The sequence below is a fragment of the Nocardioides sediminis genome (assembly GCF_003047295.1).
GTDB classification, from domain to species: domain Bacteria; phylum Actinomycetota; class Actinomycetes; order Propionibacteriales; family Nocardioidaceae; genus Nocardioides; species Nocardioides sediminis.
In genome coordinates, this window is sequence record NZ_PZYZ01000002.1 from 125,962 (window position 1) to 139,998 (window position 14,037).

Consider the following 14,037-nt stretch of genomic DNA (forward strand, 5'->3'; position numbering starts at 1 on the left):
GGGTCACCACGGTCAGCGCGGCACCGGGACGGAGCCGAGCGCGGAGGCGAGCACGGCGCCGACGTCGACGCCCTCCAGCTCGGCCTCGGCCCGCAACCCGAGGCGGTGGACGAGGGTGGCGTGGGCCAGGGCCTTGACGTCGTCGGGGGTGACGAAGTCCCGGCCGGTGAGCCAGGCCCAGGCACGGGCGGCCCGGAGCAGGGCGGTGGCGCCGCGCGGCGAGACCCCCAGCGAGAGGGAGGGCGACTCCCGGGTGGCGCGGGCGATGTCGACGACGTAGCCGGTCACCTCGGGGGAGACCTGCACCTGCTGGACGGCGGCCTGCCCCGCGGCGATGTCTGCCGGCCCGGCGACCGCGGTGACGCCGGAGGCGGCGACGTCGCGCGGGTCGAAGCCCGCCGCGTGCCGGCGCAGGATCTCCAGCTCGGCCTCGCGGTCCGGGACCGGCAGCACCAGCTTGAGCAGGAAGCGGTCCAGCTGTGCCTCGGGGAGCGGGTAGGTGCCCTCGTACTCGACCGGGTTCTGGGTGGCCGCGACGAGGAAGGGCGACGGCAGCCGGCGCGACACCCCGTCGACCGAGACCTGGCCCTCCTCCATCGCCTCGAGCAGCGCCGACTGCGTCTTGGGTGGGGTGCGGTTGATCTCGTCGGCCAGCAGGAGGTGGGTGAACAAGGGGCCCTCGCGGAACGCGAGCTCGCCCGCCCGCCCCTCGATGACCATCGACCCGGTGATGTCGCCCGGCATCAGGTCGGGAGTGAACTGGACCCGCTTCGACCCGACGTCCAGGGCCTGGGCGAGCGTGCGGACCAGCAGGGTCTTGGCCACCCCGGGCACTCCCTCGAGCAGCACGTGGCCCCCGCACAGCAGGGCGACGAGCAGCCCGGACACGGCCGCGTCCTGGCCGACGACGGCCTTGGCGACCTCGCCGCGCACGGCGGCGAGCCGGGTCCGGGCCTCCTCGGCCTGGATGGGTGCTGCGGTCATGTGGCACGTACCTCTCTGTCGAGCTCGGCCAGCGACCTGGCCAGGTGGATGAGTTCGTCGTCGGTGCGGGGCGGGGGAGCGCTGTCGGCGAGGAGGGCGGCCACCTCGTCGGCCGGCCTCCCCACGGCGCGCGCCACGTCCCGCAGGAGCGCGTCGGTGTCCTGCTCCGGCAGCCGCAGGTGGGCGGCCGCCGTCACCCGGGTGTGCCGGCGCAGCGCGCGTACGGCGTGCGCGCGGTCGGCCGCGTCCCGGTAGAGGCGCCCCCGCGCGTGGGTGGTCTCCAGCGCGCGGACGGTCACCGGCAGGGGCTCGACGGCCAGGGGCCCGAGGCGCCGGCCCCGCCACCAGGCGACGGCGACCATGACGATCCCGCCGAGCCACACGGCCGGCAGCAGCCACGGGGGCAGCAGGCTCCGGAGGCTGACGCCGTCGTCGGCGCCCAGGTCGGCCAGGTCCGGGACGTACCAGACCAGTCGCCGGTCCTGGCCGAGCAGGCGCAGCGCCGCCGTGGCGTTGTCGGCGCGCAGGACCTGGTCGTTCTCCAGGATGCCGGCCGCCCCGAGGAGCAGCAGGCCCTCGTCGGCGGAGGCGAGCCACCACCCGTCGGGACCGCCGAAGCAGCCCGCGGTCGTCGGCCACGCCGTGGCCCGGTCCACGTCGACCGCCAGGCCGCGCAGCGCGTCCAGTCCGCCGTCGGTGCAGGCCGCGCCGCGGGGGGCGTCCGGGACGCTGCCGATGCCCTCCGCCTCCACGCCGAGGGCGGCGACGGCGCCCGGGCCCGGGTCGGCCACCACCACGGTCGCGGCGTCCGCGTGCGCGAGGAGCCGGCGCGCCGTGCTGCGCCCCAGGTCGTCGGGCGAGGTGACGAGCACGGTCGTGTCCGCACCGACCTCGGTGTCCTCCAGCTCTGCGGCGGAGCGCACCACCTCGACGTCCACCCCCTGGTCGGCGAGCACGCGGGCCACCGCCCGAGCGCCGGTGCCGTCGGGGTTGTCGGGGTCGTGCGCCGCCGAGGTGCGGGCGCCGGTGCCGAGGAGCACCGCCACCAGCAGGGCGGCCACCGTGCCGCCACCGATGAGCGTCATCGTCCGGTGCCGCTCCCACCAGCCCCTCACCGGACACCCGCCAGCTCGTCGTCCAGGTCGAGCACGGACCGGGCCTGCTCGGCGGTGGCCGCGCGATCGCCGTACAGGACGAGGTCGAAGAGCCGCGCGCCCGCCTCGAGCCGGTCCGACCGGGCGGGGTGCAGCCTGCCCAGCGCGGCCGCGAGCTCGTGCGCCGTGGCGCCGGGGGCGTCGTCGAGCTGTCCGCGCTCGACCTGCCGCACGGCCAGCGCCCGGAAACCGTCCACGAGCGCCGTGCCGTGGTCGCCCGAGGAGTACGCCGCCTCGGCCCGCGCGCGCCACTCGTCGCCACTCACCGTCGCGTCGGGGACCGCCGCGTCGCCCGCTCGGCGCACGGCGTGGTCGGCGCGGGTCCGGGTGACCAGCCAGATCAGCGCCAGGACCAGCAGCAGGCCGACGAGCATGGCGAAGAAGGTCGTGAGCGGCGGGGCCGACGAGGCGGCGTCGAGGGTGCGGACGATCGCCCGGCGGACCCAGTCGAGCAGGCGGCCCAGCAGGTCGTCCTCGCGGTAGGCCGGGTCGAGCAGCTCGCGGCGCAGCAGCGAGCGCCCCTCGCCCGGGGTCGGGACGAGGGGCGGCTCGGCGGGCACCGTCCGGGTCACGCCCCGAGGATCCCGGCCTGCTGCATGAGGGTGATGTCGTGGCCCTCGGTGCGCATCCGCAGGTCGAGGTACTGCAGCGCGGTGACCGCCGTGGTGAAGGGGGCGACGAAGGCCGCGGTCACCACCGACGCCAGCGCCTGGCTGACCACGATCACCAGCACGCCCGCCTCGCCGGGCAGGCCGCCGAGCAGGGCCGCCTGGGACAGGAAGCTGATCGGCATGGCCAGCATCGCCCCCGCGGCCTGCGCGATCACGACGGTGAGCAGGCCGATGCCGAAGGTGCGCCAGAACGCCCCCCTCGTCAGGCGGAAGCCGCGCCGGACCGCGCCGAGGACGCCGACCGGCTCCAGCATCAGCGCCGGGACGGGCAGGTAGTAGACCCGCACCCAGAACCAGACCAGGAAGGCCAGGAAGAGCGGGATGCTGACGAGGCCGTAGACGGTCGGCTCCTGCCAGCTCTCGGAGACGAGCACGACCGGGATCCAGCTCGCGGCGTAGAGCGCGAGGAGGAGCGTCAGCGACAACCCCAGCAGGAGCGTCAGGCCGACCAGCCGCCAGCGCTTCCCGCGCGTCGCGGCCCAGGCCTGCTCCAGCCCCAGGCGGCGTCCGATAGCGGCGGCCGCGACGACGTGGGCGATCATGCCGCCGACGAGGATGAGCCCGACGGTCTGGAGCAGCGTCCCGAGCCCGAGCGAGCCCATGGAGCCGACGAGGCCGGCGACGTCCCCGCTGAGCTCGCCCGAGTCGTCCACCTGCAGCGACAGGTCCAGCGCCAGGCTCAGGAAGGTCGTGACCGCCACCGGGATGGCCATCGCCACGGCCGCGACGAGCACGGCCGAGCCGACCGTGGCCCTGGGGTTGAAGCGGATGATCCGGAACGCCGCGTCGTACATGTCCGAGAGCGCGAGCGGGCGCAGCGGCACCGCCCCGGGCTTGTGGGCGGCCCCCAGCATCCCCCGCGGCGGGGGAGGGGGCGTGGTCGCGTACGGCGTCGCCTGCGGGGGTCCCTGCTGCGGGTGCGCCGCGGGCCACGGGGCCGTCGGCTGGGCGCCGGGCGGCGGTGGTGGTGGCGCGGACCCGGTGGGCCCGGGCGGCGGGAACTGCTCGGTCATCGGACCCCCGTCTCGTGAGTGCAGCCAATCCTGTCAGGTGAGGCCCAGTTCGATTTGGCGCACCCCGCGATCTCTGCCAAGATATCCAGGTTGCTCCGGCGGGTCCCTCGGACCGTCCGTGCGGATGCGGCACCACATTGATCACTGAATCGCTTCTCCCGGAACGACCTCAGTGCTCTGCGTGCGCCGCACCGGCCCGGTCGTCCGACGGAGATCCGATCAGCCCGACGAACCGGTCGGGTGCCACTGCACACACCATCGAGATCCGCGTCTCGTGTCGTTCAAGACAGGCGACACGCCCGACCGCGGGGGTCGGCGGAGTGGTGGAGAGACAGGCGGTGCGGCTTCACCCGACGAAGCCGTGTCGTGAATCAAGGACCAGAACGCGGTACCTCCCTGGCGGGGTACGAGATCGATAAGGACGAGAGAGACCTATGGCGGGACAGAAGATCCGCATCAGGCTCAAGGCCTATGACCACGAGGTGATCGACACCTCGGCGCGCAAGATCGTGGACACCGTCACCCGCACGGGTGCGAAGGTCGCCGGCCCGGTGCCGCTGCCGACCGAGAAGAACGTGTTCTGCGTCATCCGCTCGCCCCACAAGTACAAGGACTCCCGCGAGCACTTCGAGATGCGCACCCACAAGCGCCTCATCGACATCATCGACCCCACGCCGAAGACGGTCGACTCGCTCATGCGCCTCGACCTGCCTGCCGGTGTCGACATCGAGATCAAGCTCTGAGGTATCTGCGATGACCGGAACTTTTGAACGCAACGTCAAGGGACTGCTGGGCACCAAGCTCGGCATGACCCAGCTCTGGGACGAGAACAACGTCGTCGTCCCCGTGACCGTGATCGCTGCCGCGACCAACGTCGTGACCCAGGTCCGCTCGCCCGAGACCGACGGCTACAACGCCATCCAGGTCTCCTACGGCGAGATCGAGGCCCGCAAGGTCAACAAGCCCGAGGCCGGCCACTTCGGCAAGGCCGGGGTGACCCCGCGCCGTCACGTCGTCGAGATCCGCACCAGCGACGCCGCGTCGTACTCCGTCGGCCAGGAGCTCACCCCCGAGCTCTTCGCGGCCGGCGACGAGATCGACGTCACCGGCACCAGCAAGGGCAAGGGCTTCGCCGGAACCATGAAGCGTCACGGCTTCTCCGGTGTGTCCGCCTCGCACGGTGCCCACCGCAACCACCGCAAGCCGGGCTCGATCGGTGCCTGCGCCACGCCGGGCCGTGTCTTCAAGGGCACGCGCATGTCGGGTCGCATGGGTAACGACACCGTCACGACCCAGAACGTCACGGTCCACGCCGTCGACGCCGACAAGGGCCTGATCCTGCTCAAGGGCGCCGTTCCCGGCCCCAAGGGCGGCCTCGTGGTCATCCGCTCGGCTGCCAAGAAGACGCAGGAGGCCTGAGCATGGCTGTCAAGACCGTGAAGGTTGACTTCCCCGCCGAGATCTTCGACGTCGAGGTCAACGTCCCGCTGATCCACCAGGTCGTGGTCGCGCAGCAGGCTGCTGCCCGCCAGGGCACGCACGCCACCAAGACCCGCGGCGAGGTCCGCGGCGGTGGCCGCAAGCCCTACAAGCAGAAGGGCACCGGCCGCGCCCGCCAGGGCTCGACCCGCGCTCCGCAGTTCGCCGGCGGTGGCACCGTCCACGGCCCGCAGCCGCGCAGCTACGACCAGCGCACCCCCAAGAAGATGAAGGCCGCCGCCCTGCGCGGTGCCCTCTCGGACCGGGCCCGCAACGGTCGCATCCACGTCGTCGACGGCCTGGTCTCCGGCGACAAGCCGTCGACCAAGCTGGCGCTCGCCTCGCTCGCGACGCTGAGCGACCGGGTCCGCTTCCTCGTGGTGCTCGAGCGTTCCGACGCGCTGACCTGGCTCTCGCTGCGCAACGCGCCGCAGGTGCACATCGTCGCCGTCGACCAGCTCAACACCTACGACGTGCTGGCCTCCGACGACGTGGTCTTCACCCAGGGCGCGTACGACGCGTTCGTGGGTGGCACCGCCGCGAGCAGCACCCAGGCCAAGGAGGACGACAAGTGAGCACCCTGCACAAGGACCACCGCGACATCCTGATCGCGCCGGTCGTCTCCGAGAAGAGCTACGGGCTCCTCGACGCCAACAAGTACACCTTCATCGTCCGCCCGGACGCCAACAAGACCGAGATCAAGATCGCGGTCGAGAAGGTCTTCAACGTCAAGGTGACCGCGGTCAACACGATCAACCGCCAGGGCAAGACCCGCCGCACCCGCACCGGGCTCGGCAAGCGCGCCAACACCAAGCGCGCCATCGTCAGCCTGGCTGAGGGTCACCGCATCGACATCTTCGGCCAGGTCGGCTGACCGCCGGAATAGGACTGATCACACATGGCAATCCGCAAGTACAAGCCGACCACCCCGGGCCGTCGTGGCTCCTCGGTGGCCGACTTCGTCGAGATCACCCGGACCACGCCGGAGAAGTCGCTGACGCGTCCGCTGCCCAAGAAGGGCGGCCGCAACAACCAGGGCCGGATCACCACCCGGCACCAGGGTGGCGGTCACAAGCGGGCCTACCGCATCATCGACTTCCGTCGCTACGACAAGGACGGCGTGCCGGCCAAGGTCGCCCACATCGAGTACGACCCCAACCGCACGGCGCGCATCGCACTCCTGCACTACGCCGACGGCGAGAAGCGCTACATCATCGCGCCGAAGGACCTGTCACAGGGCACCGCGGTCGAGTCGGGCCCCAACGCCGACATCAAGCCGGGCAACAACCTCCCGCTGCGCAACATCCCCGTCGGCACGACGATCCACTGCGTGGAGCTGCGTCCCGGCGGCGGCGCGAAGATCGCCCGCTCGGCCGGCAACTCCGCCCAGCTCGTCGCCCGTGAGGGCAGCCGCGCCACGCTCCGCATGCCCTCGGGCGAGATGCGGTTCGTCGACGTGCGCTGCCGCGCCACGGTGGGCGAGGTCGGCAACGCCGAGCAGTCCAACATCAACTGGGGCAAGGCCGGCCGCATGCGCTGGAAGGGCAAGCGCCCGACCGTCCGTGGTGTCGTCATGAACCCGGTCGACCACCCGCACGGTGGTGGTGAGGGCAAGACGTCCGGTGGTCGCCACCCGGTGTCGCCCTGGGGCCAGCCGGAGGGTCGCACGCGCAAGCGCAAGGCCTCCGACTCCCAGATCATTCGTCGTCGCAAGTCCGGCAAGGGTAGGAAGTAACCGACATGCCTCGCAGCCTGAAGAAGGGCCCCTTCATCGACGACCACCTTCAGAAGAAGGTGGACGCCGAGAACGCGAAGGGCAGCCACAACGTCATCAAGACCTGGTCGCGCCGGTCGATGATCGTGCCCGACATGATCGGCCACACCATCGCCGTGCACGACGGGCGCAAGCACGTCCCCGTGTTCGTGACCGACTCCATGGTCGGCCACAAGCTCGGTGAGTTCGCCCCGACCCGCACCTACAAGGGTCACGTCAAGGAAGACCGGAAGGGACGCCGTCGATGAGTGTCACCGAGCGCCGGCGCACCAGCGCCCGCCGCGAGACCGTGCTGGGTGACCAGCCCGGTGCCTTCGCGGCCGCCCGCTACGTGCGCATCACGCCCATGAAGGCCCGCCGTGTCGTCGACATGGTCCGCGGCCTCCCCGTCGACGAGGCCCTGGCCCTGCTGCAGTTCGCGCCGCAGGCCGCCTCGGAGACCGTCTACAAGGTGCTGGAGAGCGCCGTCGCCAACGCCGAGACCACCGAGGGCCTCGCCACCGACGACCTGGTCGTCTCGGTCGCGATGGTCGACGAGGGTCCGACGATGAAGCGCTGGCGTCCGCGTGCGCAGGGTCGTGCGACCCGCATCAACAAGCGCACCAGCCACATCACCCTCGCGGTGCAGCCGGCCGAGGTCGTCGCCGCGAAGAAGAACGCCAGTGCCACCAAGAACGGAAGGGGTGCCTGATGGGCCAGAAGATCAACCCGAACGGGTTCCGCCTGGGCATCTCGACCGACCACAAGAGCCGTTGGTACGCCGACAAGCTCTACAAGTCGTACGTCGGCGAGGACGTCGCCATCCGCAAGCTGCTCTCCAAGGGCATGGAGCGGGCCGGCATCGCGAAGGTCGAGATCGAGCGCACCCGTGACCGCGTGCGCGTCGACATCCACACCGCGCGTCCCGGCATCGTCATCGGTCGCCGCGGCGCCGAGGCCGACCGCATCCGCGGCGAGCTCGAGAAGCTCACCGGCAAGCAGGTGCAGCTCAACATCCTCGAGGTCAAGCAGCCCGAGGTCGACGCGCAGCTGGTCGCCCAGGGCGTCGCCGAGCAGCTCGCCGGCCGCGTGCAGTTCCGCCGTGCCATGCGCAAGGCCATGCAGACCTCGATGCGCTCGGGTGCCAAGGGCATCCGGATCCAGTGCTCGGGCCGCCTCAACGGCGCCGAGATGTCGCGCACCGAGTTCTACCGCGAGGGTCGCGTCCCGCTGCACACGCTGCGTGCCGACATCGACTACGGCTTCTACGAGGCCAAGACCACCTTCGGCCGCATCGGCGTGAAGGTCTGGATCTACAAGGGCGAGGTCGCCGGCACCCGTGCCGAGCGCCAGGCGCAGGCCGCTGCCCGCGCCGGTGCCCCGGGCCGTGGTGGCGCCGGTGGTGGCCGTCCGTCCCGTGGCGGTGACCGTCCGAGCCGTGGCTCGCGCGGCGACCGTCCCACCCGCAGCGACCGCACCGACGCTCCGGCGACCGAGGCTCCGGCCGAGGCCACCGCCGGCGCCGGCGAGGCCGCCTCCGCTACTACCTCTGGGGAGGGCTGATCACATGCTGATGCCCCGTCGTGTCAAGCACCGCAAGCAGCACCACCCCAAGCGGACCGGTGCTGCCAAGGGTGGCACGAAGCTCGCCTTCGGCGACTTCGGCATCCAGGCGGTCGAGGGTCACTACGTCACGAACCGGCAGATCGAGTCGGCTCGTATCGCGATGACCCGTCACATCAAGCGTGGCGGCAAGGTGTGGATCAACATCTACCCCGACCGCCCGCTGACCAAGAAGCCTGCCGAGACCCGCATGGGTTCGGGTAAGGGCTCCCCCGAGTGGTGGGTTGCCAACGTCAAGCCCGGCCGCGTCATGTTCGAACTCTCCGGTGTCGACGAGGGCACTGCTCGTGAAGCCATGCGCCGCGCGATGCACAAGCTCCCGATGAAGTGCCGGTTCGTCTCCCGCGAGGCAGGTGAATTCTGATGGCAACCAAGCTGAACGCCCACGAGCTCGACGAGCTCACGCCCGTCGACCTCGAGGCCAAGCTCCGCGAGGCCAAGGAGGAGCTGTTCAACCTCCGTTTCCAGGCGGCCACCGGCCAGCTGGAGAGCCACGGCCGGCTCCGCACGGTCAAGAAGGACATCGCCCGGATCTACACCGTGCTGCGCGAGCGTGAGCTCGGCATCCGCGAGACCCCGGGCTCGGACAACGAGACCAGCACTGAAGAGGCAAGCGCATGAGCGACAGCACCGAGACCCCCCAGCGCAACGCGCGCAAGGTCCGCGAGGGCCTGGTCGTGAGCGACAAGATGGACAAGACCATCGTCGTCTCCGTCGAGGACCGCGTGAAGCACGCCCTCTACGGCAAGGTCATGCGCAAGACCTCGCGCCTCAAGGCGCACGACGAGCAGAACCAGTGCGGCGTCGGCGACCGGGTCCTGATCATGGAGACCCGCCCGCTGTCGGCCACCAAGCGCTGGCGCCTCGTCGAGGTCCTCGAGAAGGCCAAGTGACCTGAGGCCTCCGGGCCTCGAGCTTCATCTTCCACACATCAGTTCGGCCAGGCTCGCTCCCCGCTGAGGGTCCGAGAACCAGCTCGACAACCAGGAGAAATCAATGATCCAGCAGGAGTCGCGACTCAAGGTCGCCGACAACACCGGTGCGAAGGAGATCCTGTGCATCCGTGTTCTCGGTGGCTCCGGCCGTCGCTACGCCGGCATCGGTGACGTCATCGTCGCCACCGTCAAGGACGCGATCCCCGGTGGCAACGTCAAGAAGGGCGACGTCGTCAAGGCCGTGGTCGTGCGCACCGTCAAGGAGCGTCGCCGCGCCGACGGTTCCTACATCCGCTTCGACGAGAACGCCGCCGTCATCCTCAAGAACGACGGCGAGCCCCGTGGTACGCGCATCTTCGGCCCCGTCGGTCGCGAGCTGCGCGAGAAGCGCTTCATGAAGATCATCTCGCTCGCCCCGGAGGTGTTGTGAGAGATGGGTAAGAACAGCATGAACATCAAGAAGGGCGACACCGTCAAGGTCATCGCCGGCAAGGACAAGGGTGCCCAGGGCAAGGTCATCTCGGTGCTCCGCGAGGAGCAGCGGGTGATCGTCGAGGGTGTCAACCGCGTCAAGCGCCACACCAAGGCGGTCCAGGGCGGCAGCACGGGCGGCATCATCACCGCCGAGGCGCCGATCCACGTCAGCAACGTGATGCTGGTCGAGGGTGACGGCGTCACCCGCGTCGGCTTCCGCCGCGACGAGGTCACCAAGCGTCGCCCGGACGGCTCGACGTACTCCGCGGAGCGCTCCGTGCGCATCTCGCGCAAGACCGGGAAGGAGATCTGACATGACCGAGACCCAGATCGAGACGGGCTCGGCCGAGAAGGTCACCCCGCGTCTCAAGACCCGCTACCGCGAGGAGATCCTCCCGGCGCTGCAGTCCGAGTTCGACATCAAGAACGTCATGCAGGTCCCCGGCCTCACCAAGGTCGTGGTCAACATGGGTGTCGGCGAGGCAGCCCGCGACTCCAAGCTGATCGAGGGCGCCATCCGCGACCTCACCGCGATCACCGGCCAGAAGCCGTCGGTCACCAAGGCCCGCAAGTCCATCGCGCAGTTCAAGCTGCGCGAGGGCATGCCGATCGGTGCGCACGTCACGCTGCGCGGCGACCGCATGTGGGAGTTCCTGGACCGCCTGCTCTCGCTGGCCCTGCCCCGCATCCGTGACTTCCGTGGCCTCTCGGCCAAGCAGTTCGACGGCCGTGGCAACTACACCTTCGGTCTCACCGAGCAGGTCATGTTCCACGAGATCGACCAGGACAAGATCGACCGGTCGCGCGGCATGGACATCACTGTCGTGACCACCGCGACCAACGACGACGAGGGTCGTGCGCTGCTCAAGCAGCTGGGCTTCCCCTTCAAGGAAGGCAACTGACATGGCAAAGACTGCGCTCAAGGTCAAGGCCGCCCGCAAGCCGAAGTTCGCGGTGCGCGGCTACACCCGCTGCCAGCGCTGCGGTCGTCCGAAGGCGGTCTACCGCAAGTTCGGGCTGTGCCGCATCTGCCTGCGGGAGATGGCGCACCGGGGCGAGCTGCCCGGCGTGACCAAGTCCTCCTGGTGACCTCCTCTCCTTCCTCACCCCTCACACAACGATCGCTGCAGGTCGCGCCTGAGATGCAGGCGCGAAACCACGGTGGAGAAAGGGCCTCACGGCCATGACGATGACTGACCCGATCGCAGACATGCTCACGCGTCTGCGCAACGCCAACCAGGCGTTCCACGACCAGGTGTCGATGCCTTACAGCAAGATGAAGGCCGGCCTGGCGGACATCCTCCAGCAGGAGGGCTACATCACGTCGTACGACGTCAAGGAGCCCTCCGAGGGCGAGGTCGGCAAGACGCTGACCGTCACCCTGAAGTACGGCCGCAACCGCGAGCGTTCCATCGCCGGCGTGCGCCGCATCAGCAAGCCCGGCCTGCGGGTCTACGCCAAGCACACCGGCCTGCCCAAGGTGCTCGGCGGCCTGGGTGTCGCGATCATCTCGACCAGCCAGGGCCTGCTCACCGACCGTCAGGCGAACCAGAAGGGCGTGGGCGGCGAAGTCCTCGCCTACGTCTGGTGACCCCGGACCTCTGAGACCAAGAAGGAGATAGAGAAGCATGTCGCGCATTGGCAAGCTCCCCATCACGGTCCCGTCCGGTGTCGACGTCGCGATCGACGACGCGCTGGTGACCGTCAAGGGCCCCAAGGGCACGCTCAGCCACACCGTGGCCCGGCCCATCACCGTGGCCAAGGGTGAGGACGGCGTCCTCGAGGTGACCCGCCCCAACGACGAGCGCGAGAGCCGCTCGCTCCACGGCCTGACGCGTACCCTGATCAACAACATGGTCGTCGGTGTCACCGAGGGCTACGAGAAGAAGCTCGAGATCGTGGGCGTCGGCTACCGCGTGCTGCCCAAGGGCCCCACGCAGCTGGAGTTCCAGCTCGGCTACAGCCACCCGATCGTGTTCGACGCCCCCGAGGGCATCACGTTCACCACCGAGGGCCCGACCAAGCTCGGCGTCGTCGGTATCGACAAGCAGCTCGTCGGCGAGGTCGCGGCCAAGATCCGCAAGCTGCGCAAGCCCGAGCCCTACAAGGGCAAGGGCGTCCGTTACGCCGGCGAGCACATCCGCCGCAAGGTCGGAAAGGCTGGTAAGTGACCATGGCGATCTCGCTGTCCAACAACAAGCACACCGCCGCACGCGTCAAGTCGCGCCTGCGTCGTCAGGTCCGTGGTCGCAAGCGCGTCTCCGGTACCGCCGAGCGCCCGCGCCTGGTCGTCACCAAGTCGGCCAAGCACCTCACGGTGCAGGTCGTCGACGACCTGCGGGGTGCCACGCTCGCCTACGCCTCCACCATGGAGGCCGACGTGCGTGCCACCGACGGTGACAAGACCGCCAAGGCCAAGAAGGTCGGCGAGCTGGTGGCCGAGCGTGCCAAGGCCCAGGGTGTCGGTTCGGTCGTCTTCGACCGCGCCGGCAACAAGTACCACGGTCGCATCGCGGCCCTCGCCGACGCCGCCCGTGAGGGCGGACTGTCGTTCTGATCGCAGTCGAACAAGTTTTTCGAAAGAGGAGAATCTCATGAGCGGAGCCCAGCGCGGACAGCGTGGTGGCGAGCGCCAGGGCAACGACCGTCGCAATCGTGACGACCGTCGTGGCCAGGGTGCTGAGAAGACCGCCTACATCGAGCGAGTCGTTGCGATCAACCGTGTCGCCAAGGTCGTGAAGGGTGGTCGTCGCTTCAGCTTCACCGCCCTCGTGATCGTCGGTGACGGCGACGGTCTGGTCGGCGTCGGCTACGGCAAGGCGAAGGAAGTTCCCGCGGCGATCGCCAAGGGTGTCGAGGAGGCCAAGAAGCACTTCTTCAAGGTCCCCCGCATCCAGGGCACCATCCCGCACCCGGTCCAGGGCGAGAAGGCCGCGGGCGTCGTCCTGCTGCGCCCGGCGTCCCCCGGTACCGGTGTCATCGCCGGTGGCCCGGTGCGCGCCGTGCTCGAGTGCGCCGGCATCCACGACGTGCTGAGCAAGTCGCTCGGCTCGTCCAACCAGATCAATATCGTGCACGCGACCGTCGAGGCGCTGCGGATGCTGGAGGAGCCGGAGGCCGTGGCGGCTCGCCGTGGCCTGCGGGTCGAGGACGTCACCCCGGCCGCGATCCTCAAGGCTCGCGAGACCGGCAAGGAAGAGGCCGCTGCTGCGGCCGCCGCGGGGGTGTCCTCCTGATGGCGCAGCTGAAGGTCCAGCAGAAGAAGTCGACGATCGGCTGCAAGGCCAACCAGCGCGAGACCCTGCGGTCGCTCGGTCTCAAGCGCATCGGTGACGTCGTCGTCAAGGAGGACCGCCCGGAGATCCGCGGCATGGTCCAGACCGTCCGTCACCTCGTGACGGTCGAGGAGGTTGACTGACATGACGCTCAAGCTGCACCACCTGCGGCCTGCTCCCGGCTCCAAGACCGCCAAGACCCGCGTGGGTCGCGGTGAGGGCTCGAAGGGCAAGACGGCCGGTCGCGGTACCAAGGGAACCAAGGCCCGCTACCAGGTCCCGGTCGCCTTCGAGGGTGGCCAGATGCCGATCCACATGCGGCTCCCCAAGCTGAAGGGCTTCAAGAACCCCTTCAAGGTGGAGTTCCAGGTCGTCAACCTCGACAAGCTCGGCGAGCTCTTCCCGCAGGGTGGGGCCGTCTCGGTCGAGGACCTGGTCGCCAAGGGCGCGGTCCGCAAGGGCCAGCCCGTCAAGGTGCTCGGCCAGGGCGACATCTCGGTGGCCGTCCAGGTCGCCGCCAACGCGTTCTCGGGCTCCGCCAAGGAGAAGATCGAGGCCGCCGGCGGCACCACGACGGTGCTCTGAGGTCCGTCCTCACGTACGACGAACGAAGGCCCGGCCTGGCAGTGGGAGCTGTCCGGTCGGGCCTCATCGTTCACCGGGGTCGGAGTCTGGC

General features: G+C 70.0%; 24 protein-coding genes and 1 pseudogene. 21 read left to right on the forward strand and 4 right to left on the reverse strand.

Annotated elements, in window-relative coordinates:
* Positions 1–12: 12 nt before the first annotated feature.
* The 4 genes from DAI17_RS05390 to DAI17_RS05405 are packed head-to-tail and all read right to left on the reverse strand — an operon-like array spanning position 13 to position 3,822.
* The gene (locus tag DAI17_RS05390) at positions 13–984 is read right to left on the reverse strand and encodes an AAA family ATPase (protein WP_107771894.1); all 972 of its coding nucleotides are present in this window, start codon (positions 982–984) and stop codon (positions 13–15) included.
* Complete coding sequence (locus DAI17_RS05395; protein WP_159081365.1) at positions 981–2,069, reverse strand: DUF4350 domain-containing protein; 1,089 nt, start codon at positions 2,067–2,069, stop codon at positions 981–983. The genes DAI17_RS05390 and DAI17_RS05395 overlap by 4 nt, the downstream gene beginning before the upstream one ends.
* Positions 2,070–2,095: 26 nt before the next feature.
* Positions 2,096–2,710 carry a DUF4129 domain-containing protein gene (locus DAI17_RS05400; RefSeq protein WP_107771896.1) on the reverse strand — a complete coding sequence of 205 codons (615 nt, stop codon included), beginning with the start codon at positions 2,708–2,710 and terminating at the stop codon, positions 2,096–2,098.
* Positions 2,707–3,822: a hypothetical protein gene (locus DAI17_RS05405; RefSeq protein ID WP_159081366.1), complete on the reverse strand. Its 1,116-nt coding sequence runs from the start codon at positions 3,820–3,822 to the stop codon at positions 2,707–2,709. Before DAI17_RS05405 ends, DAI17_RS05400 begins: the two co-directional genes overlap by 4 nt.
* 434 nt (positions 3,823–4,256) lie before the next feature.
* Here DAI17_RS05405 and rpsJ point away from each other — a divergent pair, with 434 nt between their 5' ends.
* The 21 genes and pseudogenes from rpsJ (at position 4,257) to rplO (ending at position 13,946) form a co-directional block, all read left to right on the forward strand.
* On the forward strand, positions 4,257–4,565 hold the full coding sequence (gene rpsJ, locus DAI17_RS05410) for a 30S ribosomal protein S10 (RefSeq protein WP_007078637.1): 309 nt from the start codon (positions 4,257–4,259) through the stop codon (positions 4,563–4,565).
* 10 nt (positions 4,566–4,575) lie between these two features.
* On the forward strand, positions 4,576–5,241 hold the full coding sequence (rplC, locus tag DAI17_RS05415) for a 50S ribosomal protein L3 (protein WP_107771898.1): 666 nt from the start codon (positions 4,576–4,578) through the stop codon (positions 5,239–5,241).
* A gap of 2 nt (positions 5,242–5,243) precedes the next feature.
* Positions 5,244–5,858, forward strand: a pseudogene (gene rplD, locus DAI17_RS05420) (50S ribosomal protein L4); the annotation flags it as partial.
* Between the two features lie 14 nt (positions 5,859–5,872).
* The gene (gene rplW / locus DAI17_RS05425; protein ID WP_107771900.1) at positions 5,873–6,175 is read left to right on the forward strand and encodes a 50S ribosomal protein L23; all 303 of its coding nucleotides are present in this window, start codon (positions 5,873–5,875) and stop codon (positions 6,173–6,175) included.
* Between the two features lie 24 nt (positions 6,176–6,199).
* Positions 6,200–7,036, forward strand: a complete 837-nt coding sequence (rplB, locus tag DAI17_RS05430; RefSeq protein WP_107771901.1) for a 50S ribosomal protein L2 — start codon at positions 6,200–6,202, stop codon at positions 7,034–7,036.
* A 5-nt stretch (positions 7,037–7,041) separates the two neighbouring features.
* Positions 7,042–7,323 (forward strand): 30S ribosomal protein S19, encoded by a 282-nt coding sequence (gene rpsS / locus DAI17_RS05435; RefSeq protein ID WP_107771902.1) that lies wholly within the window; start codon positions 7,042–7,044, stop codon positions 7,321–7,323.
* Positions 7,320–7,766: a 50S ribosomal protein L22 gene (gene rplV / locus DAI17_RS05440; RefSeq protein ID WP_107771903.1), complete on the forward strand. Its 447-nt coding sequence runs from the start codon at positions 7,320–7,322 to the stop codon at positions 7,764–7,766. The genes rpsS and rplV overlap by 4 nt, the downstream gene beginning before the upstream one ends.
* On the forward strand, positions 7,766–8,617 hold the full coding sequence (gene rpsC, locus DAI17_RS05445) for a 30S ribosomal protein S3 (protein WP_107771904.1): 852 nt from the start codon (positions 7,766–7,768) through the stop codon (positions 8,615–8,617). Before rplV ends, rpsC begins: the two co-directional genes overlap by 1 nt.
* A gap of 4 nt (positions 8,618–8,621) precedes the next feature.
* Positions 8,622–9,041, forward strand: a complete 420-nt coding sequence (gene rplP / locus DAI17_RS05450) for a 50S ribosomal protein L16 (protein ID WP_107771905.1) — start codon at positions 8,622–8,624, stop codon at positions 9,039–9,041.
* On the forward strand, positions 9,041–9,298 hold the full coding sequence (gene rpmC / locus DAI17_RS05455; protein WP_107771906.1) for a 50S ribosomal protein L29: 258 nt from the start codon (positions 9,041–9,043) through the stop codon (positions 9,296–9,298). Before rplP ends, rpmC begins: the two co-directional genes overlap by 1 nt.
* Positions 9,295–9,570, forward strand: a complete 276-nt coding sequence (rpsQ, locus tag DAI17_RS05460) for a 30S ribosomal protein S17 (protein ID WP_107771907.1) — start codon at positions 9,295–9,297, stop codon at positions 9,568–9,570. Before rpmC ends, rpsQ begins: the two co-directional genes overlap by 4 nt.
* 103 nt (positions 9,571–9,673) lie before the next feature.
* Positions 9,674–10,042 (forward strand): 50S ribosomal protein L14, encoded by a 369-nt coding sequence (gene rplN, locus DAI17_RS05465; RefSeq protein ID WP_056599693.1) that lies wholly within the window; start codon positions 9,674–9,676, stop codon positions 10,040–10,042.
* 3 nt (positions 10,043–10,045) lie between these two features.
* Complete coding sequence (gene rplX / locus DAI17_RS05470) at positions 10,046–10,399, forward strand: 50S ribosomal protein L24 (protein WP_107771908.1); 354 nt, start codon at positions 10,046–10,048, stop codon at positions 10,397–10,399.
* Position 10,400: 1 nt separating this feature from the next.
* Positions 10,401–10,988 (forward strand): 50S ribosomal protein L5, encoded by a 588-nt coding sequence (gene rplE / locus DAI17_RS05475; protein ID WP_107771909.1) that lies wholly within the window; start codon positions 10,401–10,403, stop codon positions 10,986–10,988.
* Between the two features lies 1 nt (position 10,989).
* Positions 10,990–11,175, forward strand: coding sequence for a type Z 30S ribosomal protein S14 (locus DAI17_RS05480; RefSeq protein WP_011757321.1), 186 nt, complete (start codon positions 10,990–10,992; stop codon positions 11,173–11,175).
* Between the two features lie 94 nt (positions 11,176–11,269).
* The gene (gene rpsH, locus DAI17_RS05485; protein WP_107771910.1) at positions 11,270–11,677 is read left to right on the forward strand and encodes a 30S ribosomal protein S8; all 408 of its coding nucleotides are present in this window, start codon (positions 11,270–11,272) and stop codon (positions 11,675–11,677) included.
* 37 nt (positions 11,678–11,714) lie between these two features.
* Positions 11,715–12,257, forward strand: a complete 543-nt coding sequence (gene rplF, locus DAI17_RS05490) for a 50S ribosomal protein L6 (RefSeq protein ID WP_107771911.1) — start codon at positions 11,715–11,717, stop codon at positions 12,255–12,257.
* Between the two features lie 2 nt (positions 12,258–12,259).
* On the forward strand, positions 12,260–12,643 hold the full coding sequence (gene rplR, locus DAI17_RS05495; RefSeq protein WP_107771912.1) for a 50S ribosomal protein L18: 384 nt from the start codon (positions 12,260–12,262) through the stop codon (positions 12,641–12,643).
* 37 nt (positions 12,644–12,680) lie between these two features.
* Entirely contained in the window at positions 12,681–13,322 is a 642-nt protein-coding gene (gene rpsE / locus DAI17_RS05500; RefSeq protein WP_107771913.1) for a 30S ribosomal protein S5, read from the forward strand.
* The gene (gene rpmD / locus DAI17_RS05505; protein ID WP_107771914.1) at positions 13,322–13,504 is read left to right on the forward strand and encodes a 50S ribosomal protein L30; all 183 of its coding nucleotides are present in this window, start codon (positions 13,322–13,324) and stop codon (positions 13,502–13,504) included. The genes rpsE and rpmD overlap by 1 nt, the downstream gene beginning before the upstream one ends.
* Position 13,505: 1 nt before the next feature.
* On the forward strand, positions 13,506–13,946 hold the full coding sequence (gene rplO / locus DAI17_RS05510; RefSeq protein ID WP_107771915.1) for a 50S ribosomal protein L15: 441 nt from the start codon (positions 13,506–13,508) through the stop codon (positions 13,944–13,946).
* Positions 13,947–14,037: the final 91 nt, after the last annotated feature.